Consider the following 25045-nt stretch of genomic DNA (forward strand, 5'->3'; position numbering starts at 1 on the left):
TTTGTCCGCCGGTGTTTACTCTGTTCTGAGACTTTTTACAGGATTTGCTGTTGCTGCCCTAACCGCTTGATAGCTAACGGTCAGCAGCGCAATTACCACCGCCCCGATCGTCGCTATCAGGAACATCCACCACTCAATATTGATGCGGAACGCATAATCCTGCAGCCATTTTTTCATCAGCCACCAGGCAACCGGACTAGCCAACAGCACTGACACTAATACCAATAGCACAAACTGCCGGGATAATAACGTAACAATACCCGATACAGAAGCGCCCAACACTTTGCGGATGCCCACTTCCTTTGTTCGCTGAAATGCTGTTAAAGTGGCCAGGCCAAATAACCCCAGGCAACTGATAAAAATAGCGATTCCCGTAGCCGTCCGCACCAGTGTTTGGGTGCGTTCTTCATTTTGGTAAAGTTTTTCTATTGTTTCATCATAAAATTTGTACTCAAACGGCACGTTTCCGTATATTTTTTTCCAACTTGTGGCTACCGATTGAATCGCATTGTTCCAGGTTGCCGGATCGGGCCGGAGTTTAATATTAAAAGTAGTCAACTGCTTCTTATCGGTCGTGATCAATACCGGGTCTATTGCCGACTGTAATCCAAACTGGTTAAAATCGCCAACAACCCCTACTATTGGATACATTTTATGATTAGCAGGTTGTATTAAAAATTTCCCAAGGGCATCCCGGGGAGATTTGATGCCAAACGCTTTGAGCGTTTGCTGATTGACCACGATCTCATTTGCCGTATCAGCGGCATTAAAGTTTCTCCCTGCCAGTAAATGAAACCCGTACAAATGAAGATAATCAGTATCTCCGTACTTCACATTTACCGTATGATGCAGGTCTTCTCCCCCTTTACCATCGCTATAATCAAGCACCCAACCTACCATGCCGCCCTCCATCGGGCGCTTGCCCAGGGCTACACCAGCGATGGCGGTATTTTTGCTGAGCTCATTTTTTAATACAAACTGTTTGTCTTTAAACACAGAATCTTTCCATACCCGGTAAGGGACCGTTACCGTTATAACCGCATCTTTATTAAACCCAAGATCCTTATGCAGCATAAACCGTAATTGCTGGTTCATAATAAGCGCGCCGATAATAAACACTTGTGCCACGAAAAACTGAAAGATGATCAGCCCTTTGCGTAACGAGATCCGGTTACTGCCCACCACTTTATCAGTCATTCCTTTTAATACGTTTACGGTATTTACGCGGGCCGACAGCCAGGCGGGATACAACCCCGAAAACAAAGAAACCACCGCCACCAGCACTAACATAAACAATATCATTGCCGGGTAATTCATGTAGTCAAAAATACCTTCGGGCAAAAAATCGGAAAAGAGTTTCACTGCAAACCAGGCCAGCCCCAAAGAAAGCAGTGCCGCTAACAGGGTAACCACCAACGTTTCTCCCATAAAACGGAGCACAAGCTCCTTAACCCCACTTCCCAATGTTTTGCGGATGCCTATTTCCTTCGCCCGCTGCGGCAGCAAGGCGGTACTTAAATTAATATAATTGATGCAGGCCAGCAGTAAAAGAAAGCCACCAACAATCATCAGGCCGTTTAATACCATTTTATTAGCCGTCCGGGTTTGCGCGCCGAATTTTTCTGCAAAATGTTTTTCTGCAAGTGGTAATGTCTCGTACCACCGGGAGTAATGATACTTATCAAATGATTCTTTATTATGTTTTAAATTGATCGCATTGAGCTGGGTTAATACCTGTTTGGGATCTTTACCCATTGATGGTTTAAAAAAAAGCAAGTCATTTGAATTAACCCCATCCCAACTTCCATCTGCAAAATCTTTCTGAACGAGCAAAACGAACTCTGTGTTGTCCTTACTAAAGCTGTTGGGATAGTCAGGCGCCGCTACCACTCCGGAGACCCGGCGCAGGATCGTGTCGTTGTACGCGATTGATTTTCCCACGACCTGCTGTGGGCTTAATAACGGAAAATATTCCCTAGCCCTGGCTTCCGTAAGCACCACTTTATCGGGGGCGTCCAATGCGGTATTTTTATCGCCTGCCAGCCAGGTATAGTCAAACATTTTAAAATAATCCGGATACGTAGCTACCTGTTCGATATCATCTTCTTTCTCAATCCGTTTGGGGTCTTTGCCCTTACCCTCATTGATTGTTGCAAACTGCCGGAACTGGTAAAACATCGGCACCACCAACTTTAAGCCGGCGATATCATTTTTAAGCACATTAACTACCGGTTTTGACACGCCCGCATTTCCTCCCCCATCAGGATTATCCTCGCTCTTACTTTTGCTTACCACCTGGTAAATATTGGCTGCATCGGGAATTTTTTTATCAAAGCTATATTCATATGCCACCATCCGGAAAATAATCCACGCGATGCAGATACTTACGCTTAACCCCAGTATATTCAGCACTGTAAACAAGCGGTTGCGCCACAATTGCCGCGAAAGAGCCGTTAAAAAATTTTTAAGCATAAAAACAATTTATGATTTCTGATTTTTTGATCTCTGATGTCTGACGTTTTACGTTTCACGACAGCATTCTCCCTCCTATTCACCACTCACTATTGACTATTCACTATTGACCTTTGACCATTCATCAACTCTCCAATCAATCTGCCCGTAAACTTTCCACCGGGTTTGAAATTGCTGTTTTAATTGTTTGCAAGCTAACAGTGAGTAATGCAAGACCTATAACTGCAGACCCGGCAAGCACATACATCCACCAACCGATGTGCACCCGGTAAGCAAATTCCTGTAACCATTCATTCATCACTACCCAGGATACAGGGCCCGCAATAAGCAACCCTATAACAATCAGGAAAACAATCTTTTTCGTTAGCAGCACCGAAATGTCCATAACCGTAGCTCCAAGCACTTTGCGAATGCCCACTTCTTTTGTTCTGTTTAATGCGCTTAGCAACGAAAAGCCAAAGAGCCCCATGCAGGCAATTCCGACGGCAAAAACACCCGCTACTGATATAATCTTTTGCCAGCGCACATCAGCCTTGTACATTTCATTTATTGAATCGTCGAGGAACGTAAATTCAAACGGGTAATTATTCGTTATGCTATTCCATTCTTTCCGGAATCCCTCGATCGTTTTGCTCAGCTCCTCTCCGCGTACTTTAAACATAAAAGAATTTTCATAATAGTCTGCCAAAACGTGTTGTTGGGGTCCGATAGGTTTGGTAAGACTTTCAAAATTATAATCCTTGCAAATGCCGATAATAGTGGCCCGGATCGTCTCATTATATTCGCCAAGCCTTACATTTCCGGGGCCCAATAATTTATAAAACGACTCATTGATCACACAGGCTCTCGCTTTTTTGATGGTGTCTGAGGCAATGTCAGCAGAAAAAGCCCGGCCCGTTATCAACGGAATATTTAATAATTTAAAATAATCATAATCCACCCTTATCTGGCTGTACCACTGCTGTTCCCCATTTAGCTTAAACGCATTATGATTGTACGCGCCTTTTAAATCGCCACCAATGCCCGACATGGCCACCACCTGCGGCTGCGTTCGTGCATAGTTAAATATGCGCCCCCGTATGGTTTTTAGCTGATCGCCCATTGCTTCATTTTTCACCAATAATACCTGCTCTTTATTAAAACCCAGGTTCATCCTGCTTAGGTACCGCATTTGTGCGCTGATAACAATAATGGCGATTACCAGGATAAAACAGATGGAAAACTGAACAACGACCAACGGATTTGAAAAGCGGGGTTTAACTTTAAAGGTAGTACCGCTTTTCATTACAGCCGTTGCCTTTGTGGCGGAAATAGCAGCAGCCGGGTACAGGCCGGCAAGAACGCTCAAAGCGATTGACAGGATAACACCTGCTATAAAAATCTCCTTAACAGGAATGAGCGAAAATGAAATATGCGTATTCAGTAGCTGGTTGAACACCGGCAAGACCAAAGTGGCAAGCAGTAGCCCGGTAACGATACACAGCACTACAATCAGCAGGGTTTCCATCCATAATTGAAGGATCAGCCCCGGCCTGCCGGCGCCCATTATTTTACGCATTCCTACTTCGCGTACCCGGCTCATAGCCCCTGATATGGTCAGCAGAATATAATTTACAGAAGCCAGTATCAGGATGAGCAGGAATAAACAGGTCAGCAGGTACAGCACCCGCGAATTGGTATAATGCCCCCACCCCTTCGGGCTGTAATGACATTGTTGCAATGGCCGCAGCAGCCACTGATATCCCTTTATTTTATCGGGTTTATCAAATTGAATTTCCTCCCGGTATTTTTGTTTCATCCAGCTATTTAGCTTTTGCTGAAACTGCGCCGGAGCTGTTCCTTTTGTTAGTTCAAGTATATATTCGTGCGACCAGGTATTAAACCGGCTACTAATACGCTCGGCGTAATCAGGCCTCGATTTTATATTATAGAGCATACTATACCGTATGCCCGAATTGGCTGGCGCATCCTCCACTATTCCTGTAACAACAAATTGTTGGGTAGTATCATTATCAATCACCACCTTTTGCCCGATCGGATCCCGTGATCCAAAATATTTTGATGCCGTTGATTTTGACAGGACGATACTATTAAGGCCTTCAAGCACCGTAGCAGCATGGCCTTTTAAAAGAGCGAAACTAAAATTCTCAAAAAAGTTAGCGTCAACGTCCAGTATACCTGTTTCCTTGAAGGCTTTATCATTGGCCTTCACCACCGTTTTCCAGGCATCATCATTTGTTTCCACTCCAGCCATCCTGGTGATGCTCTTTATCTCCGGAAAGGCAGCCTGCAATTCCTGTGCAATAACAAAGGGAAAGGTGACCGAATTATTGGCTTCGTCGCCGGCAGTCAATTTTTTTAACAGCCCCTCCTTCGGTTTTTGTTGATTGAGGGACTTATAAAGCTGAGTAGCTTCCAGCCGGAATAAACGGTCTTTTTTCTCATGAAACCCATCAAAGGATTCCTCAAACCGGATATAAAAAAACAAAAGCAGGCATAAGGCGACCGAAATACTAAGGCCAACAATATTGATAGTGCTGACTACCTTGTTTTTCCAGAGCATCCGCCAGGCGGTTTTAAAATAATTTTTTAGCATAAAAGCAATTTATGATGTCTGATTTTTTGATGTCTGATGTCTGACGTTTATCGTTTCACGACAGCATTCTCCTACCTATTCACCACTCACTATTGACCATTCACTTTCCTCGTTCCGCCTGCACGGGCTCCCTCCCCAGCTTCGCAGGTGTCGGGATGACGCGTTTTATTAGTTTAATATTCTGCATTTTCAATTCTCACATTTTCAAATTTTCAAATTAATTACTCGTTTCGCAATGCATCAACCGGGTTTGCTATCGCCGCCCTTATTGCTTGGAAGCCTACCGTCAGCACTGCGATGGCGAGTGCCGCCACACCAGCCGCCGCAAATACCCACCAGGTAAGCGTTACCCGGTAGGTAAAATGCTGCAGCCACTTGTTCAATGCCCATAAAGCAATTGGCGTTGCGATGATAATAGCTATAACGACAGGTTTAATGAATTCTTTGCTCACCAGTGTGGTAATGTTGCTTACAGAAGCGCCCAATACTTTACGCACGCCGATCTCTTTAGTGCGCTGCCCCACTACTATAAAGGCCATTCCAAACAGCCCCATGCAGGATAATATAATCGCCAGCATTGCAGCAACGGAAAACATTTTCGAAAGTTGTAGCTCTGTCCTGTACCAACGATCAATATTTTCATTAACATAAGATCCCATAAACGCAGCACCGGGGATCACTTTATGGTAAGCATCCCGCAGCAGATTCATAGTAGCTTCCAGGTTTGCAGCCCTCACCTTTATCAATAAATAAGAAAAAGCATGCTTAGGTTCCAGCCCGATGGTCAGCGGCTCTATCTGATTAAACAAAGAATAGAGATGAAAGTCCGGGATTACCCCCACAATCGTCCAGGGAGGCGATGCAGAGTCATGAAGGATCCGTAAACCTACAGGGTTTTTCAAGTCCAGTTTTTTAACAAAGCTTTCCGTTACAATTACGTTATGTTGTGTATCGGCCGCATAGTCCATAGTAAAATCGCGTCCGGCTGACAGTTTCATTCCCAGTGTTTTTATAATATTATAATCGGCGGCCATATAGGCAGTACGTACATGTTTATCGTCATACTCAAAACCAAACATTTCTTTATTGGTGCTTCCATCCTTTCCCACTCCCATATTAATATTACTGGCAGATACACTCTCTACTGTGCTTTGGTTCTGTAATAACCGGCGCATTTTGTCCGCAACATCTGTTACGTCTTTATCAAGAGCAACAGGAACCGAGACTAAATTTTCCGATTCGTAACCAAGCGGCGCCTTGCGCAAATACTGAAACTGCAGGTATATGACTACGGTTGCGCTCATCAAGACCACGGCTACAATAAATTGCAAAACAATCAATACATCCTTCAAACCGCCGTTGGTTTTTACACGCAGCTTACCTTTTAATATTTCAGTAACCTTTAGGCGGCTCAATAAAGTTGAAGGATACCCCGAAGCCACAAGGGAAATCAGGAGCACCAACAAAACCAGCCCCGTTAGTACCAGAGGATCTCCAAGTAACGAAGCGCTGATGCCGGCACCAAACAGCCTGTTGAATTGTTTTATGAGCAGGAGCGACAAACCGATTCCCAGAAGAAGCGAAAGCACAATCAAAAAGATATTCTCACTCCATACCTGTGTCCAAACCTGGCGTCTGCGGGCTCCAAGACATTTGCGGATACCGATCTCCTTAAATCTTGTAAAAGCAACTCCGATGCTTAAATTCACAAAATTGAAGCAGGCGACCAACAGGATCACTGCTGCGATCAGCAGCAGCATATAAAGAAACGATTTATTCATAGAAGCATCCGAACCTACTTCCGTATTAAAATGCAGATCTGTTACCGGCAGCAGCCGCAAACCACCGTAATCACCCTGTGCATTCTTTTTTAAGCCCATTTTCTGCGCCAGTTCATCGCCGGAAGTGTATAAATATTTTTTTGAAAAGTACCGCAACCGCTGTTCTACGTCAGCCTGTTTCACCCCTGGTAATAATTTCACATACACATTCATCCATGCCATATCCCAATTGTTCTTACCGGCGGCAAAGTCCGGATCAAGATCTACTCTGGCCAGTACGTCAAAGTTCACGGACAAATTATCGGGAAGCTTTGATGCCACCGCCGTCACTTTCAGTGGAACCCATTTTCCACGGATATATACAGAAACCGTTTTCCCAACAGGAATTTCCGATCCAAAGAGCCGCCCTGCAATCGGCTGCGCCAGTACCACCGAATTAGGATCGGCAAGCGCATGTTGGCGATTTCCTGCGAACATCGGGAAGGAAAAAATATTTAAAAAATCTGGCCCCACCAATTGCAGGCCTGCATCCAGTTGCTTATTACCATACCGGATTCCGCCGCCCGTATTTCGAACGACTGTCGCCATCTCTACCCCTATCCTTTCGGCTTTCATTGTTTCCTGCATGGGGATGGCCATGGAGGTTGAATAGGTTTCGCCTTCTGTTTTATTTCTGAAATTATACACCTTAAACAGCCGCTCTTTATCAGGATAGGACTGATCAAAAGAAAACTCGTGATACACGCGCAACAACAACAAAATAGCGCAGGTAAAAGCCGCGGTTAAACCCACCAGGTTAATGGCAGTTGCCAACTTATTCTTCTTAAAGGTTCTGACTAATGTCTTCAGATAATTTTTAAGCATACAATAAATTTCTGATTTTTTAATGGCTGATGTCTGAGGTTTATCGTCTCACGACAGCATCTTTCTCCCATTCACTACTCACTATTGACTATTCACTTTCTTCGTTCCAACTGCATGGGCTCCCTCGCCAGCTACGCAGGTGTCGGGATGACGCGTTTTATTAGTTTAGTACGCCGCATTTATTATTTTCACATTTTCACATCTCCACATTTCCATATTCTCACATTCACAAATTTTCAAATTTTCAAATTAATTACTCGTTCCTTAAACTATTTACCGGATTCGACAAAGCCGCTTTAATGGTCTGCAGGCCTATCAATAAAAAAGTAACTAGTGCAATACACGCAGCGGCTATGGCAAAGGGCCCGACAGAAAGCGATATATGATACGCATAATTGCGCAACCAGCTTTTCATAATAATATACCCTACCGGCAACGCAACAACTATTGCGATCAATAGAACAGCAATAAAGTCTTTACTGAACAAATTGATGATATTACCGACGGAAGCTCCTAACACCCTCCGTACGCCTATCTCTTTCACCCGTTGCTGAATGCTAAGAGAAACCATGCTGAAAATTCCCAGTAATACAATAACCATCGTTAACACAGTAGCTGTATAAGCCGCCTTTTGCAGTTGCAGCTCTTTTGCATAAATGATTTTTAATGATTCATCCATAAAATGATATTCAAAAGAGGCTTCAGGAATTAAAGCCGCCCATTTTTTTTGAATAGTCTTCAATGACGCCTGTATATTTCCCGGTTTTAATCTGAAAGACAGAAAACGATACCTTGGATTGAAATCTATATTAAAGAACATTACAGGCGCAATCTTTGCCCACATGCCGTCAAAATGAAAATCCTTTATAATTCCTTTAACCGTAAATACCGTGGGATCGCCTGGCACTCTGATCTGTTTACCAATGGCATCTTCCGCGTTTTTATAGCCTAGTGCCGCGGCTCCTGTCTCATTAAGCACCACCCGTCCGGAGTCTCTTTTATGCCCATCAAAAAAAAGGCCGCTCTTTAAAGAAAGACCATAACTACCCAGGTATTTTTCATCCGTTGATAACAATTGAAAAGTGCGCGCCCGTGTGGAGTCTTCCCCCGATTTGAAAACAGGGACAATCCCTACATTATTGCCATTAGGGATCTCATAGGACAACGACACATCCTTTACTTCAGGGATCCGGGCAAATTGATCTCTGATCGCAATCATTTTATCTACCCCCGACTTGGTCCAGTCTCTCGGCACCTGTGCAGCTACCATATATTCTTTGTTATACCCCAGGCTGCCCCCAAAAAAATAAGCCACCTGCCGGGATATGATTACCGTTGTAACCAGTACCACTAAGGCCACTGTAAACTGGAATCCTAGCAGGCCTTTCCGCAACAACACACTCTCGCCAACTGACCGCAGCATTCCTTTCATGGCAGTTACGGTATTTACTGATGACAACCGGATAGCCGGGTAAATACCGGCCAGCAGGCCGATCAATAAAATAAGCCATACCGGGATCAAAACAAAACAAACGGGAAAAGCACTCAAGAGCGGCAAGGGCTTGCCCACTATTTCCGAGAATACAGTTTTAGCAACAGGATACGCAGCAATTGCCAGAACGGTTGCAAGAGCCACCAGTATGACCGATTCAGAAAGAAATTGCAACACCAGTTGCGCGCGTAGACCGCCGATTACCTTACGCACCCCGATTTCCCGCATCCTTGTGCCGGCACTGCTGATGGCTATATTCACAAAGTTGATCACAGCCATAATGAGAATAAACAATGCCACAAACGATAAAGTATACAGCATTTTCTCGACTGCTGCATTATTTCTCAAAAGATGATATACGCCAAGCGCAACAGGTCTCACCGTCAAATTGGCCTGAACAGCAGAGGACGTGTTTTGTTTGAGCAATTGTTTTATAGGGGCGGTTAAATCACCCGGTTTTACGCCCTCCTGCAATTCAATATAAGAAGCGATCTGTATATTATTCCAATTATCCAGATCATTTCGGCCAAAATAGGTATAGTTGGCGGTTGGCACAAAAATACTACCCGGATAATCTGGCGTTAGAGCCGTAACCGTATTTTCGGGAATGGCATCCAGTACCGCTGTTATTTTAAAATCATGAATAGCGCCGTCATAGCTTCTTAAAGCAACCATTTCCCCGACGACATCCGTTTTACCAAAATACTTCTTTGCGATGGCGTCCGTAATCACTACAGAAAATGGCTGATCCAGTGCAGTAGCGGGGTTTCCATACAATGTTTTAAAACCATACATCGTCAACAAGGTGCTGTCGCCTAACTGAACAATTTCCTTTAAATGTTTATCCCCCTTAGATACAATTGCCGAAATGCCGTCATACCGGTAATAATTCTTTACCAGCCCCGGGTAATCCTGTTTTAGTCGCTTAGCTAAGGGACCTAATGTTGCCAGGTCATATCCCATGTTCGGGTCTTTCCATTCGCTGGTTAAGATATATTGATTTTTCTCCTGCTTTAATTGCTGATTTACCTGCAGTTCGCTCCACACATAGGCGCCGATCAAAAAGAAGAACAGGATACCTGCAAATAAGCCAATAATATTGACAGCACTGTATAACGAATGTTTCCGGATATTCCGCCAGGCAATCTTTATATGATTTTTTAGCATAAAATCAATTTATGATTTCTGATTTTTTGATTGCTGATGTCTGATATTTATCGTTTCACGACTATATCTCCTGCCGATTCACCACTCACTATTAACTATTCACGTTTTCGTTCCACCTGCACGAGCTCCATCCCCAGCTACGCAGGTGTCGGGATGACGCGTTTTATTAGTTTAATATTCTGCATTAATTATTCTTCGTTATCACATTCTCAAATTTTCAAATTGACTACTCGCTCCGCAACGATCTTACCGGGTTGGCAGTTGCCGCTTTGATCGCCTGGAAGCTAATGGTGGCAATAGCTATAACCAATGCCAGCAAGCCGGCGATCCCAAACAACCACCAACTGACCGTTGTCCGGTATGCAAAATCTTCGAGCCATTTATGCATCAGGAAAAAAGCAACCGGGAAAGCAATAATCAACGCAACCAAAACCAACTTTAATAGAGAAAAGGACAATAGCCCCGTTACATTCCCCACAGTGGCGCCCAATACTTTCCGGATGCCGATCTCTTTCACCCGTTGTTCGGCTGTAAAAGTGATCAATGCAAAAAGCCCGAGCGAAGCAATAATAATAGCAAGAGCGGTGAACCCCAACAGCATCTTTCCCTGCCTTTGCTCTGTTATATATTGCCGGGCAAAATTATCGTCCAGGAAATGATACTCAAACAAAGCGTCCGGATCCATGTGCTTAAATGTCTGCTCAATATACCGTACCGCTTCCGAAGCATGTGCCGGGTCCACTCTTGCATACACATTATCCTTATCCTCATTTTTTCGTGGAAGCATCAACACCATCGGCTCAATCTTATGTTGCACCGAATACAGGTGAAAATCCCTCACCACGCCGATTACTTTTTTGGGTTCCGGCCCGGCAGCTTGTATCCGCTTTCCTATAGGATCAGACCAGCCGGCTTTTTTCACCAGCGCCTCGTTCACCAGCACCGACTGACTATCGGTAGCTATGCCTTCTGTAAAATTTCGACCGGCAACCACCTTCATTTGTAAGGCAGGAATAAAGGATGCGTCAACCTGCAACCCGTACCCGAGGTTAGAAGCTTTTGGATTGATAACCCCATTATTTTCGGGACTGTAGTCGAGCATACCAATATCATTATTGCCTATGGGATTTCCAGCTACCGCCACCGCTTTTATATAACGACTCTGTTCCAACCTGTTTTTCAGGAGATCTATTTTTTCCCGGGTGGCTTTATTATCAATATGAAAAGTAAGTACCTGGCTTTTATTGAAGCCCAGATCCATTTGCGTCATATAACGCAGTTGCCGGTATACCAACAGGGACAACGCAATCAATACAACCGTAACACTAAACTGGAAAACCACGAGCGCTTTCCCAAAAAACAACTGCCCCTTCCGACTGCCCAATTGGTTCTTTAACGATGGAATAATTTTAAAAGCCGATAACAACAGGGATGGATACAGCCCCCCCAACAAGCCCAGCAACAAAGTGCCTACCGCTAAACAGATCATTGTTATAACGCTTCCAAATTGCCACAGCTCAAGGTTTTTCCCCGTAAGTTTATTAAACCAGGGCAACAGCAACACTGCCAATAAAAAACTAAGAGCTGCTGCCAACACTGTTATGGCAAGGGATTCTGTCAAAAATAATTTCAGCAAATTTGTTTTGGAGGCGCCTATGATCTTGCGCACCGCTACTTCCTTCAAACGTACAGAAGCTCTTGCCGTGGTAATATTTACATAGTTGACCAATGCAATAGCCAGGATCAACAGTGCAATGACCACTATTACGTAAATGAACCGGACGCTCCGGTTATTGCCTAATTCATAACTCAGGTTAGAGTGCAGGTGAATCGCCGTTAACGGCTGCAGTTCCAGCGAATATTTGATATTCGTAATGGAATCCGGAAAGTTCCGGGCCACAAAAGCCGGAAGCTTTTTAATTAAATTACCGGCATTTGCCCCCGGCTTTAGCAACAGATAAGTAAAGATGCTCAGGTTGCCCGGGTCGGTTGTATAGTTATCATCAAAGGATCGGATCCCGGAAAAAGCAAAATGAGAATTTCCGGGCACATCCCGAATGATGCCGGTAACGAGGTTGGGGAAATTATTCTGAAAATATAAGGTTTTGTTGATTGCCTGGCCCGCCGTGCCAAAAAGCTTTTCAGCCAGTGATTGGGTAAGCACTATGCAACGCGGTTTTGACAAGGCCGTCAAAGGGTCGCCCTCAATAAAATGATAAGAAAAAACGGAAAAGAAACTATTATCGGCAAACAGTATTGAATCCGCCTTCAGTTGCTTTTGTCCGTAGGTTATGATCCCTCCGCCTTCCGCATTTAACCGAACGGTTTCCGCTACTTCGGGAAAATCTTTTTTTAACGATTGTGCCAGGGCGCCGGATGTACCGGTGATGTCAAAGCCGCCGCCAGCCCATTTCCCATGGGATACAACCCGGTAAATACGATCTGCTTTTTCATGATATCTGTCGAAGCTCAGTTCATCCGCCACAAATAAGGCGATCAACCAAAAGGCGGTAAGGCTTAATGCCAGGCCTGCAATATTCACGATCGAGAAGATCTTATTGTGCAATAACTGGCGCCACGCGGTTTTAAAATAATTTTTGAGCATAAAATCAATTTCTGATGTCTGATTTTTTGATCTTTGATGTCTAACGTTTATCGTCTCACGACAGCATCCCCCTACCTCATTTCCTTTTTACCTTTCTGCATTTTCACATTCTCAAATTTTCAAATTATTCATTCGTTCCGCCTGCACGAGCTGCCTCCCCAGCTACGCAGGTCTCGGGATGACGCGTTTTATTAGTTTAGTACGCCGCATTTATTATTTTCACACTTCCAAATTCTCACATTAACACATTTTCAAATTAATTATTCGCTTCGTAGCGCTTTCGAAGGATTGGTTACAGCAGCCCGGAGCGTTTGGGCAATGATCGTAGTAACCGCTACCAGCAAAACAATGCCGCCCGCTATAATAAAGGCTGTCCAGCCAACGGTAGTACGGTAACTATATCCCTGCAACCATCTATTCATGATCCACCCGGAAACAGGCACAGCGACCAGCAATGCAACTATAACCGGCCGCACAAAATCCTTCGACAATAACACCAGGATCCCTGAAATGGAAGCACCCAATACTTTACGGACACCAATTTCTTTAAACCGGGTTTCCGCCATATAGGCCGCCAGGCCAAACAAACCCAGACAGGCAATAAAAATGCTTAATGCAGAAAATAAACCAATTAAAATGCCCAATTGTTTTTCATCTGAAAATTTCTTAGCATAGGCTTCATCAGCAAAATGAAATTCAAAAGGATACCCGGGGTTGTATTTTTTAAACACCGATTTTATGGCGTCTATATTCTCCTGAACGGGTTTGGCAGGGTTTAATTTATAATGTAGTGTTCCGATGCCAAAATTCGGATTAGGGCCCAGGATCATCATTGGCTGTATATTAGCGTAAGGCGATCCGCTGATATAATTTTTTACAATTCCCACAACCGTCAGGCTTATGTCGTCCCGCCAGATCTTCTTTCCTACCGGGTCACTGAGTCGTAGCAACTTTACCGCTTGTTCGTTCAACAAAACCGCTGTACTATCCGTAGGAAATTTAGCTACGTCAATATCCCGTCCGGCCAGAATGGTTGTTCCAAAAGTAGCGGTAAAATTCCCATCAGTGTTAAAGATATAGAAGCTTGATTTCTCGTCGCTTGTGGTGCTACCCTCCCAGTGAAACCCATAATAATTGGGCGCACGGCCTGTTATGGGATTTTGAGAGCCTGAAACAGTTGTAACCGCGCCGCTTTGCAGCAGCGCCTGTTTTATTAACCGGTAATTTTTCTGCGCATCGCCCTCTATGGGCGAAAACAACAACTGATCCTTATTGTAGCCCAGCGCCCTTTCCTGTGCATAATTCATTTGTTTCTTTACAATCAATGTGCAAATAATTAAAGCAATGGCAAATACAAATTGCGTTACCACCAGCAACTTCCTCAGGCTAAAATTCCCATGGCTATTCCCCGGTCGTCCCTTTAATACCTTCACAGGCAAAAATGAAGAAAGATAAAAGGCAGGGTATAAACCTGCACCCAGGCCTGTCAGCAAAACAATTCCAAAAAAGGCAACCCACAGGCGGTAATCAGTAAAATTCAGTTTCAGGTCGGCTTCTATCAATTGGTTAAATGCGGGTAGAGCGATTAATACAAGCAGAACAGCAACTATTCCCGACAGGAATGCCAGCAACACACTTTCGCTCAGGAACTGGAAGATCAGCGACGACCTCCCGGCACCGGCCACTTTGCGAATGCCTACTTCTTTGGCTTTTCTTTCGGTTCTCGCAGTGGTAAGGTTAACAAAGTTGATAGCGGCAATGAGGATCATAAATAACGCAACTAAAACAAAAATCCGTACTTTGGTAATGGCGCCGTCGGTTAATTGTCCATTTTCGCTCTTACTATACAAATGCCATTTTGAAGCCGGGTGAAGAAACTGGGTCAGGTCTTTAACCGTATTATTCTCTGGAATGTGCGTTGCGGTAATCTTGCTGATCTTATTATTGACGACTGGCGCTGAAATACCAGGCTTCAATAACACATAGGTCTTAACGTTGTTGCCCGTCCAACTGGAATAAATACCATATAATTTCGTGTATGTGACCCAGGGCAGCAAAAATTCGAACCGGAAGCTGCCGGCCCGCGGCGGGTCTTGCAATACTGCCGCAACTTTCAGGGAAAGGGAGTCATTCATCCTAAGCATTTTTCCCACCGCATCCCGGCTACCAAACAGCTTTTTTGCCAATGACGCCGTTATAAATATATCTCCGGGTTTTTTTAAATTCCCCGATGGGTCTCCTTCCAAAACCGGGAACCCAAACATAGATACAAAACCTTCATCTACAAACAGCCCACCGGATTTAAACTGGCGGTCTTTATTAGCAATTAAAAATTCATCATCTGAGATTCTTGAAACAGCTTCTATTTCCGGGTAACCGGCCTTCAATGCCGGCCCCATGGGATTGGGAGTAGATGAATAGGTATAAGCTTCTCCCCCCAAAACATCCCGGTTATACACCTGGTAAAGCCGGTCTGTATTTTTGTACCAACGGTCGAACCCTAGTTCCTGCTGTACCCACAATGAGATCATACAGGTTGCTGCCATACCTAACGACAGCCCCAACAGGTTCAACATCGTAAACGATTTATTCTTCCATAAGCTCCGGCAAGCCGTTTTAAAATAATTTTTGAGCATAAAATCTATTTCGGATTACTAATTTCTGATTTGAGATTTATGATTTTTCATCTCCTCCGGAATGAGCTCCCTTCCCAGCTACGCAGGTGTCGGGATGACGCGTTTTATTAATTTAATCTTCTGCACTTTAAATTCTCACATTTCCACATTCCCAAATTTTTCACTCGCTCCGCAAGGCGTCAACAGGATTGGCTAATGCCGCTTTTACGGCCTGGAAGCTGACGGTCAGCAATGCAATCCCAAATGCTATCATCGCCGCCAATATAAAAACCCATCCGCTCATGCTGGTTTTGTAAGCAAAATTCTGCAACCATTTGCTCATCACCCAATAACCTGATGGCAAGGCAAGGCAACTGGCTATTATAACAGGTTTCAATAAATCTTTCGATAACAACACAACAATCTCCCTTACTGAGGAACCCAATACTTTTCGAACCCCGACCTCTTTAAAACGTTTGGTTGCGGTGAAGGAGGTTAAGCCAAACAAACCCAAACAAGCCACAAAAATGGCCACACAGGCAAATACAGACAGGATCGTTTGCTGACGGATGTCTTTTCTATACAAATCGTCAAACTGCCGGTCTAAAAATTTATATTCGAATGGATACGAGGGCGCCGCTTTGCTATAAGCATTTTTTATCAACTCAATACCCTCTTGCAGGTTGCCGGGCTTCAGCCGTACTAATATCTGTCTTCTATCCATGGCCGGTGAAATCACCAATCCATCAATGGGTTGCTTTAAGGTTCTAAAATTAAAATCAGCTACTACACCAATGATTCGTCGTTTGGCGCTATCCCGAACAGTATTCAATATCCATTTACCGATCGCCTGTTGCGGCGTCCATCCCAATTTGGCAGCGGCTGTTTCATTTATCAATACTGCGCTGGTGGTATCAGCCGGAAACTGAGCCGAAAAGTCCCGGCCTGCAACAATTTTCAGTCCCAGCGTCTTTACAAATTCAAAGTCTGCAAATTCAGTACTGGCGCTCCATTTTTCCGTCTGCCCCTCCACATCAAACATCTGCCCGTCAAAAAAGCCACCGGGTTCCCCACTCATCGCTGAGACGGATGCAACGGTTGTTTGATGCTGCAACCCTGTTTTAAACGAATTCAGATTATTGTAAATATCTCCGTTATCAATAGGCACAACAATCGTCTGCTCTTTATTATACCCAAGCTGCTTATTTTTTACATACTTCATCTGTTTCGCTATAACGATCGTACCCACTATCAGAAATACGGAAATGGCGAATTGAACAACAACCAGCAGTTGACGGAAGGATGCCCCTCCCTTACCCAGTTTCAATTTGCCTTTTAACGCCTGTACCGGGGAGAAGGCAGATAAAAAGAGGGCTGGATAGCTGCCTGCCAGAAATCCGACAAGGACAATAATACCAATAAGAAATAAATATACCGGCAAGGTATTCCACGATGCATATAAGGAATAGCCCAGCAACTGGTTATACCAGGGCATGAGCAGCAATAGTACTATAACAGCCAATACGCACGAAATGGCTGTTAATAATACAGACTCCCCAATAAATTGCCAGACAAGATTATTGCGTAGTGCCCCCAGCACTTTACGCAAGCCAACTTCTTTTGCGCGTTCTGCAGCACGAACCGTTGACAGGTTCATGAAATTGATACAGGCAATAAGCAATATTAAAATAGCTATAGAAAGAAATATATATACAATGGTCTTGTCACCATGCCTTGCATTATCAAGCCCGGCTTTATCAAAATAAACATCTTTTAACGAGGTCAATGACAAAGACCATTTAAACCCATACTTGCGCAGATCGCCTCCCAGGTATTTTTCAACGAAAGCCGGTAGTTGTTTTTCTATCTGATCCTTCGATACATTGGGTGCAAGCCGTATATAGGTATACACGCCGTTGCTGATCCACTGGGTCATCCACGGGGCATTCCTGCTCCGTTCAATGGAGGTAACCACGTCAAAATCCAGATGTGAATTGGCAGGAACGTCTTTTGCAATACCGGTTACTTTTAGCGGGGTTTCCTTATTCAGCATTATTATTTTCCCCATAGCATCATCAATGTTCCCAAAATATTTTTTTGCCGTTGTTTCCGTTAGTACAACGCTGTTCACATCCTTCAATACCGTAGCCGGTGCGCCTTTTATTAACGGAAAGGAAAAAAGACTAAAAAAGCCGGAATCCACATCTAATTCTTTCTTTTCATGAAAGGATTTCGCCCCAACTGTAAAAAGATTATCGTTTTGGGTTACCCGAACAGCATTCGTAATCTGCCCCTTAAAATCTGTTAACAGCGCCGGTGCATATAAACCTGATAAATAAGCTACCTGCATTGATTTTCCGTCTACGGATGCGCCCCGCATCACACGAAAAATCTGGTCTTTATTTTTATGGAACTGATCAACGCTGTACTCGTTCATGATGAACAGGTAAATCATCATACAAACCGCAATCCCAATGGTTAAGCCCAAAACATTGATAAAAGAGAAAACTTTATTCTTCATCAAATTCCTCCAGGCCGTTTTAAAATAATTTTTGAACATAGGATCCATTTCTGATTTGAGATTCTTGATTTACGATTCCGCCTGCCGGTTATGAAGGTTCTAGTGTTTGAGGTTTAACGTGTCGCGTTTGACCTTTCACGATTGACCATTCACTACTAATCATTCCAACGAATATGCCGCAATCTCAATTAACTGAAAATCAATAAAATAAAAATATCTCCCTCCCAGAAGTGTACGCTTTTAAAACAAAAGACTGTACTAAAAACGTACAGTCTCTTTTTATATAATCTAAGTTATGGTTATGCTATAGGGAAACTTCAACGGTGCCCGAGGATGCGGTTGCGGCCACCTGCAACCGACCGTTTCCAAGTGTTCCGCTTACCCTGTTTTTATCGATACTCCCATTAAAATTATTCAGGGGGCTCACCATTACACGGCTTCCCCTCAGGTTTAACTGTACATCAGGCGTCCGGGGCAACCGGAGATCGATACTACCAGCTGATGTACTCAATTTTACATAATCTTTTGTGCGTACCATAGCCGCAGCAATACGGCCGCCGCTGGTATGTGCTTCCAGGTTTCCGCTGATTCCTTTTAGCGTTACACTTCCTCCTGAAGTGCCCGTGATAAAAGTTCCGTTTATATCGGAAGCCGTAATGGATCCGCCACTGGTATGGGCGTTGACATCACCGGTCAGGTCCGAAAGCGCTAAAGATCCTCCTGACGTACTAAGACGGATGGTGCCCGAAACATGGTCCGCTTGTATGGAGCCGCCGCTGGTGGACAAATCAATATTATCACGCGAATTCGAAAGTTCAATCCCTCCTCCGGAAGTGCTGCCCTTAATTTTGCCGCCGGCATGGTCAATTTTCAGGCTGCCGCCGCTGGTCCGGAATAATTGATCACCGGTAACATTTGCCAATGCAATACTGCCGCCGCTGGTGTATAATTCTGAATTGACCGCAGTTCCGGAATACACCACAAATGAGACGGAAAGCGCTGTCCGATCGGACCACCGGTTATTCTTTCTTTTTGCTTTTGCTATCAGCCGGTTCCCCTCCACCCGTACATCAATATCATAATATTGCTCCAATATCGCTTTGATCTCAGTTGGTGAGAGTTGTTTTCGTCTATCTGAGTTGGACGGCCAAACATACATTTCTACAGTACCTTTTCCCTTACCCCCTTCAACAGTGATGGAGCCCCCGGAGGTTTCTACGTTTATGGTGTGAACCGCACCGGCATTAAAAGATTGAGTAAGATAAGGGGATGCTCCCGGCCGGCGCTGGGCATTTGCGAAAATAACAGACAGCGATAAGGCAAGCAGTAAAATTTTTTTTCTCATTTTTGATCTATTTTAAAATTGATGAGCTGTTCAAAAAGGAATACGGCATTTTATTAACATTCCTCTCTTAGTAATCGCAGTAACCGCTAAAATGTTACAGGCCCGGCAACCCGATTTAAAATTTCTGATTCACTTCTGGTAGTAAGCATATAATATGTTTGAGGTTTAACATCTCCCGATTGACCATTCACTATTCATTCCGCCTGCGCCAGCGCCTTCCCCGGCTGCCCAGGTGTCGGGATGACGCACCTTTTATTAGTTTCACATTTCCATATTCCCACATTTCCACATTATTCACATCTTCACATTTCCACATTATCAAATTTCCAAATCAATCACTCGCTCCGTAGCGCTTTCACCGGATTGGCTTTTGCCGCTTTTACGGTTTGCGATATTATTGTAAACAATCCCACGCCTAATAAAAACAAAAAACACATCAATATGCTGCCCATACCAAACGGACTGCGCAGCACGAAGTTTTGCAAAAATAATTTCGACAATACCCAGCCCACGGGCATGGAAATAAGGCCGGCTATCAACAGCAAGGTTACAAACCCCTTCGACAAAATATGAATAAGCTGTTTCCTGCTGGCGCCGATCACTTTGCGCACGCTGATCTCTTTTTGCTTTATTTCCACCGTATATACCACAAGCCCCAACAAGCCTAGCGTAGCTATAGATAGCGCGATAAAACCTAAAAAGCCCAACAGGGAAACCGTCGCTGTTTGCGAATTACCCGCTTGCAGGTCTTCTTCAAGCCAGGAATCCGTAACCGGCGGACGGGTGGTCAGGCCCCGTAATGCCTTCGAAACATTCAAGGCAATCTTGGCTTTATCATTTCCTTCCGTCTGGATGTATAAATAAGCATTTGCCGATGATTTGTTCCGTAAGGCCAGCGGGAATACCGGCTTTCCCATGTTCTCATAGTTAAAATCTTTGAGCACGCCCGTAATTTCCAGTTGCGTGGAATCACTAATCCAAAGCCGCTGCCCGACCGCGGTTGCCGCGTCTGCAAAACCAAAAGCATGCGCCGCTTGTTCATTTAACAAAATATAACGCTCTTTATCATCGTTATAATTATCCGGAAAATTTTTACCCGCAATAAATGCAAATCGCATATCCTCAATAAACCGGACACCGGCATAATAATAATTTAAGTTAACGGCATTATTCCGGTCGCTAATCCATAAGGGAGCATTCATTCCGTTAAATCGGCCCGAGAATTTTACTGAAGAAGCAGAAACGGAGCGTATGCCGGCAACTGTCGAAAGTTTTTGCCGGGCAACAGCTTCATTCATCCCGTTTAACGGCACTACCAGCATATGATCATGCCGGAAACCCGGATCTGCTTTTGAAAGAAAAGAAAACTGCCGGTAGAAGGTAAAAAGAAAAATAATAAAGATCAGCGACAGGCTGTATTGAAAAACGATGAGCGCTTTTTGTAAGGGCACATTGCCCAATATTCTGGCGGTTGATAATTTTTTTAATACCCGTAAGGGTGTAAAGGAAGACAGGATCCACGCGGGAGCAACACCGGCTACTATGCCTGCTGCAACTGCATAGCTAACAGACCAAATAAAAAACCAGCTATTGTAGTGAAAAGAGGTGGGCACCATTTCATAGCTATCGTTAAACGGCCTGTATTTTAATATCAGCGAAAGAATAACCGACGCCAACACCAGCGCAAAAAGAGCAAGCAATACCGCTTCCAGGATGTATTGCAGAAAAACATGGTATCGCCGGGCCCCGGCAATTTTCCTGACTCCTACTTCCTTTGCCCGCGTGAGCCCTCGGGCAATGGTAAGATTGGTGTAATTAAAACAGGCAGCTAGCAATATCAACAATCCCAGCCCGATAGAAAAATACAATTTGCTCCACGACGTACCCTGTGCATTATCATTGCCCAGGTAGGTTTTGCCCGGTGTTATTTTATTTAGTGGCTGCAGCCCGAATTTACATACACCGTCCTTATTGCCCCGGTTTAACTCAGCAGCGATAGCATTTAATTGGGGCTGAAGCGCTTCCATATTTGCATTTCGTTTCAATAATAAATATGTATACGCTGCATTAAATGCATACCAATTCGTCGACTTTTCCGCCAAAAGCTTATCCTTTTCCATTTGTGTCACGGTGCTGTAGGAAGCATAGGCGGCATAACTAAGGTGCGATTTACCGGGTGGCTCCTCCAAGACCCCCGTTATCGTATAGGTAACGCCATCGTCCATTTTTATTATTTTACCTATAACATTTGTGGTTGCAAAAAAATTCAACGCTGTGGTTTTGCTGATCACCACGGTATTGGGTTTCCGGAGCGCAGTAGCGGGACTGCCTTCTGTAAACGAAAATCCAAAGATGTGGAAAAATTGCGGTTCGGTATATACTCCCGAAAGATAAAGCTCTTTGCCATTGGCCGTGGCCATGCCGCCCAGGGCTGGATAGACGGTGGTTACCGCTTCGATGATATTACTGTCTTTCAATAATGCATTACTTAAAGGCAATGGTGTACTTGCCATAGGCCAATGCTCCCCGTTTTTCTTTGTGTAGTCCGACAGCACCCGGAAGGCTCTCTCAGGAAACGGATGAAACTTATCATAGCTCAATGCATCCTGTACAATGATCATAATCATCAGCCCCACGGACATGCTCAACCCGAGTCCGAAAATATTAATAAACGTGGTTAGTTTATTGCGAAAAAGGTTCCGTATCGCTGTTTTCAAATAATTTTTGAACATAAAACAATTTCTGATTTTTTGATGTCTGATGTCTGACGTTTATCGTTTCACGACAGCATCCTCCCGCCTCATTTCCTATATTACATTTCCATTCACTAACATTTTCACATTCTCAAATTTTCAAATTATTCATTCGTACCGCCTGCACGAGCTCCTTCCCAGGCTACGCAGGTGTCGGGATGACGCACCTTTTATTAGTTTCACATTTCCATTTTCCCACATTTCCACATTATTCACATCTTCACATCTTCACATTTTCACATTTTCAAATTTTCAAATTAATCATTCGCTCCGCAATGCTTTCACCGGGTTGGCTATAGCGGCTTTAATAGCCTGAAAACTGACCGTCAGTAATGCAATGCTAATTGTAATACCCCCCGCAATAACGAACATCCATCCCGTTATATTAATCCGATAAGCAAAACCCTGAAGCCATCGATCCATAGCCATCCATGCAAGCGGCGAAGCAATAATAACAGCGATCCCTATTAACCTCAAAAAATCTTTAGTGATGAATTGTATAAGGGTAATAACACCGGCACCCAACACTTTTCGAATGCTGATCTCCTTTGCTTTTTGTTCCGCAGTAAAAGAGATCAGGCCAAATAACCCCATTACAGAAATAAAAATAGCAATGATGGCAAATCCCAATATCAGTGAAGCCGTTTGTTTATCGGCTTTATAAAGTTGATCAAAGCTATCATCCAAAAAATGATAATCCAGCGCGGCTCCGGGAAAAAAATGCCGCCATGCATTTTCAACATCCTGTACGCCCTGCGTTGCCTGACCCGGCGCAACACGCACCATAAAAAAACGAAACCAGGCGGGATTCTGAAATACCACCAGCGGACCCGTTTTATCGTGCAAACTTTTATATTTAAAATCTTTTACAACACCTATTATTTGCCCTTGCTTTCCTTTCCATGTAAAACGTTTGCCGATATACGGTTGAGTAATATGCAATTCATTTATCGCCGTTTCGTTTAAAATAACATTATCTCTATCAGTGGCGCTCTCCGGGCGAAACCATCGCCCAGCCGCCATTTGCAATTTCAGTATTTTCGCAAAGTCAGCATCCGCAGAAAGCTGTGCAATCTTAGGCTTAAAAGAACTATCACGTCCATCCCAATCTGCCGCACCAGTTGAATAACTTCCAATATTCTCTATGGGCTGGTTGGCTATTGTAACACCCTGAATAGCAGGTTTTAATTGCAATTCATTTTTAACGGTCTGAATAGTAGCCTCTTTTGTATTTACATCAACGGTTAGCGGAAGCATAAAACTAAGTACCTGGGATTTATTATAGCCTAAATTTGTTTGCTGGATGAATCGCATCTGCCTGTAAATAACAATGGTTGCACAGATCAGCAACATAGAGACAACAAACTGAAAAACCACCAATACTTTTCTAAAAAAACTATCTTTTATGTTCAATGCAGTAAGCCCTCTGAAAACATTCAATGGCTGGAACGAGGAGAAGGCCAATGCCGGGTAGATGCTATTAAGTACAAACGCCGCCAACAAGGTAAAACCGATAATGCTCCATAACGAAGCCGAAAAAATAGCGAAGCTAAAATGCTTATCCGTAAGCTTATTAAAAACAGGCAGGCAAAACCGCACCAGTAAAATAGTTATCAAAACAGCCATCCCGCTTACCAGCAATGCTTCTACTACAAACTGACTGAATAGCTGGGCCCGGCCAGCACCAACAATTTTCCTTACTCCTACTTCTTTAGCCCTGAGACTGGCTTTTGCCGTTGTAAGGTTTACGTAGTTAATACAAGCAATAAGCAACAACATTATAGCAAGTACCATAAATATATAAACGGTATTTTTATTACCGTGCCGGTAAACAGAGTTTTCGAGTGCGGTTTCGAAGTGCATTTGTTTTAGCGGCAACAAGGTTATGCTAGTTCCATTGCCGCCTGTTCTTTTTGCAACTATGGCATTGATCTTTTTCTGAAGAAGATTGACGTCAGCCGTTGGCCGAATTTTGATAAAGGTGATATAATTGGCATTCCCCCAATCCTCATCACTCTTTCTTCTTTTTTCATTCCTTAAAAGATTTGCTAAAGGGATAAATGAAGTATACTGGAAACTTGAGTTAGCGGGTGCGTCTTTTACAACACCTTGTACAACAAGATCAGCGCTATCAACATGAATAATTTTTCCCGTTGCGTTTGTCGTACCAAAATACTTAATTGCATCCGAAGCCGTAAGAATAATACTGTTGGGATCGTTTGCAAACGCTGCCGTGCTCCCGTCAAGAAAATCATAATGAAACAAATCAAACCAGCTCCCGTCCACATAGGCGCAGTTTTTATCGTAGACCGGGCTATTTTTCACATTAAATACAGGCATATTGCCGTCAAATACTCTCGCTGTTTGCGCAAGTTCGGGAACTTCCTTTTTTAAGGTTTCCGCCAACAGTAATGGTGAGGTTTCCCATACCCATCCTTGTTCTTTAAGATTGGTGGTAACCCTGTAGATATTATTAGAATCCGGATGATAATCATCAAAACTCCATTCGTTATGTACCCAGAAAAAAATAAACACCGCCGCCGTCATACCAACTGACAAGCCAATAAGATTAATAGCCCCCGCCACTTTATTTTTCCATAAACTCCGCCAGGCGGTTATAAAATAACTTTTGAGCATGGGATTAATTTATGATTTCTGATTTTTTGATCTCTGATCTTTAACGTTTGACATTTATCGTTTCACGAGAATAACTTTTTCCTATTCACTACTCGTCATTGATTATCCATCCCTTCCTCATTCCTTATTTTCCATTTATTATTCCTCATTTCCACCGGCAGGAGCTCCCTCCCCGGCTACGCAGGTGTCGGGATGAC

General features: G+C 43.8%; 10 protein-coding genes. All 10 read right to left on the minus strand.

The features are described from left to right. Positions 1-15: 15 nt before the first annotated feature. A complete protein-coding gene (locus NIASO_RS06850) occupies positions 16-2472 on the minus strand; it encodes an ABC transporter permease (RefSeq protein ID WP_008584929.1) in 2457 nt (818 codons plus the stop codon). 136 nt (positions 2473-2608) lie between these two features. Further along, a complete protein-coding gene (locus tag NIASO_RS06855; protein WP_008584927.1) occupies positions 2609-5068 on the minus strand; it encodes an ABC transporter permease in 2460 nt (819 codons plus the stop codon). A gap of 221 nt (positions 5069-5289) precedes the next feature. Further along, complete coding sequence (locus tag NIASO_RS06860) at positions 5290-7713, minus strand: ABC transporter permease (RefSeq protein WP_008584926.1); 2424 nt, start codon at positions 7711-7713, stop codon at positions 5290-5292. Between the two features lie 253 nt (positions 7714-7966). Then, on the minus strand, positions 7967-10372 hold the full coding sequence (locus NIASO_RS06865) for an ABC transporter permease (RefSeq protein ID WP_008584924.1): 2406 nt from the start codon (positions 10370-10372) through the stop codon (positions 7967-7969). Positions 10373-10598: 226 nt separating this feature from the next. Further along, entirely contained in the window at positions 10599-12977 is a 2379-nt protein-coding gene (locus tag NIASO_RS06870; protein WP_008584922.1) for an ABC transporter permease, read from the minus strand. A 260-nt stretch (positions 12978-13237) separates the two neighbouring features. Beyond that, entirely contained in the window at positions 13238-15613 is a 2376-nt protein-coding gene (locus NIASO_RS06875; protein ID WP_008584920.1) for an ABC transporter permease, read from the minus strand. Positions 15614-15773: 160 nt separating this feature from the next. Next, the gene (locus NIASO_RS06880) at positions 15774-18152 is read right to left on the minus strand and encodes an ABC transporter permease (RefSeq protein WP_008584918.1); all 2379 of its coding nucleotides are present in this window, start codon (positions 18150-18152) and stop codon (positions 15774-15776) included. 265 nt (positions 18153-18417) lie between these two features. Next, on the minus strand, positions 18418-19458 hold the full coding sequence (locus tag NIASO_RS06885) for a DUF4097 family beta strand repeat-containing protein (RefSeq protein WP_008584916.1): 1041 nt from the start codon (positions 19456-19458) through the stop codon (positions 18418-18420). Between the two features lie 335 nt (positions 19459-19793). Next, positions 19794-22190: an ABC transporter permease gene (locus tag NIASO_RS06890; RefSeq protein WP_008584914.1), complete on the minus strand. Its 2397-nt coding sequence runs from the start codon at positions 22188-22190 to the stop codon at positions 19794-19796. Positions 22191-22472: 282 nt separating this feature from the next. Beyond that, positions 22473-24848 carry an ABC transporter permease gene (locus NIASO_RS06895; protein ID WP_008584912.1) on the minus strand — a complete coding sequence of 792 codons (2376 nt, stop codon included), beginning with the start codon at positions 24846-24848 and terminating at the stop codon, positions 22473-22475. Positions 24849-25045: the final 197 nt, after the last annotated feature.

Source organism: Niabella soli DSM 19437 (assembly GCF_000243115.2).
GTDB lineage: Bacteria > Bacteroidota > Bacteroidia > Chitinophagales > Chitinophagaceae > Niabella > Niabella soli.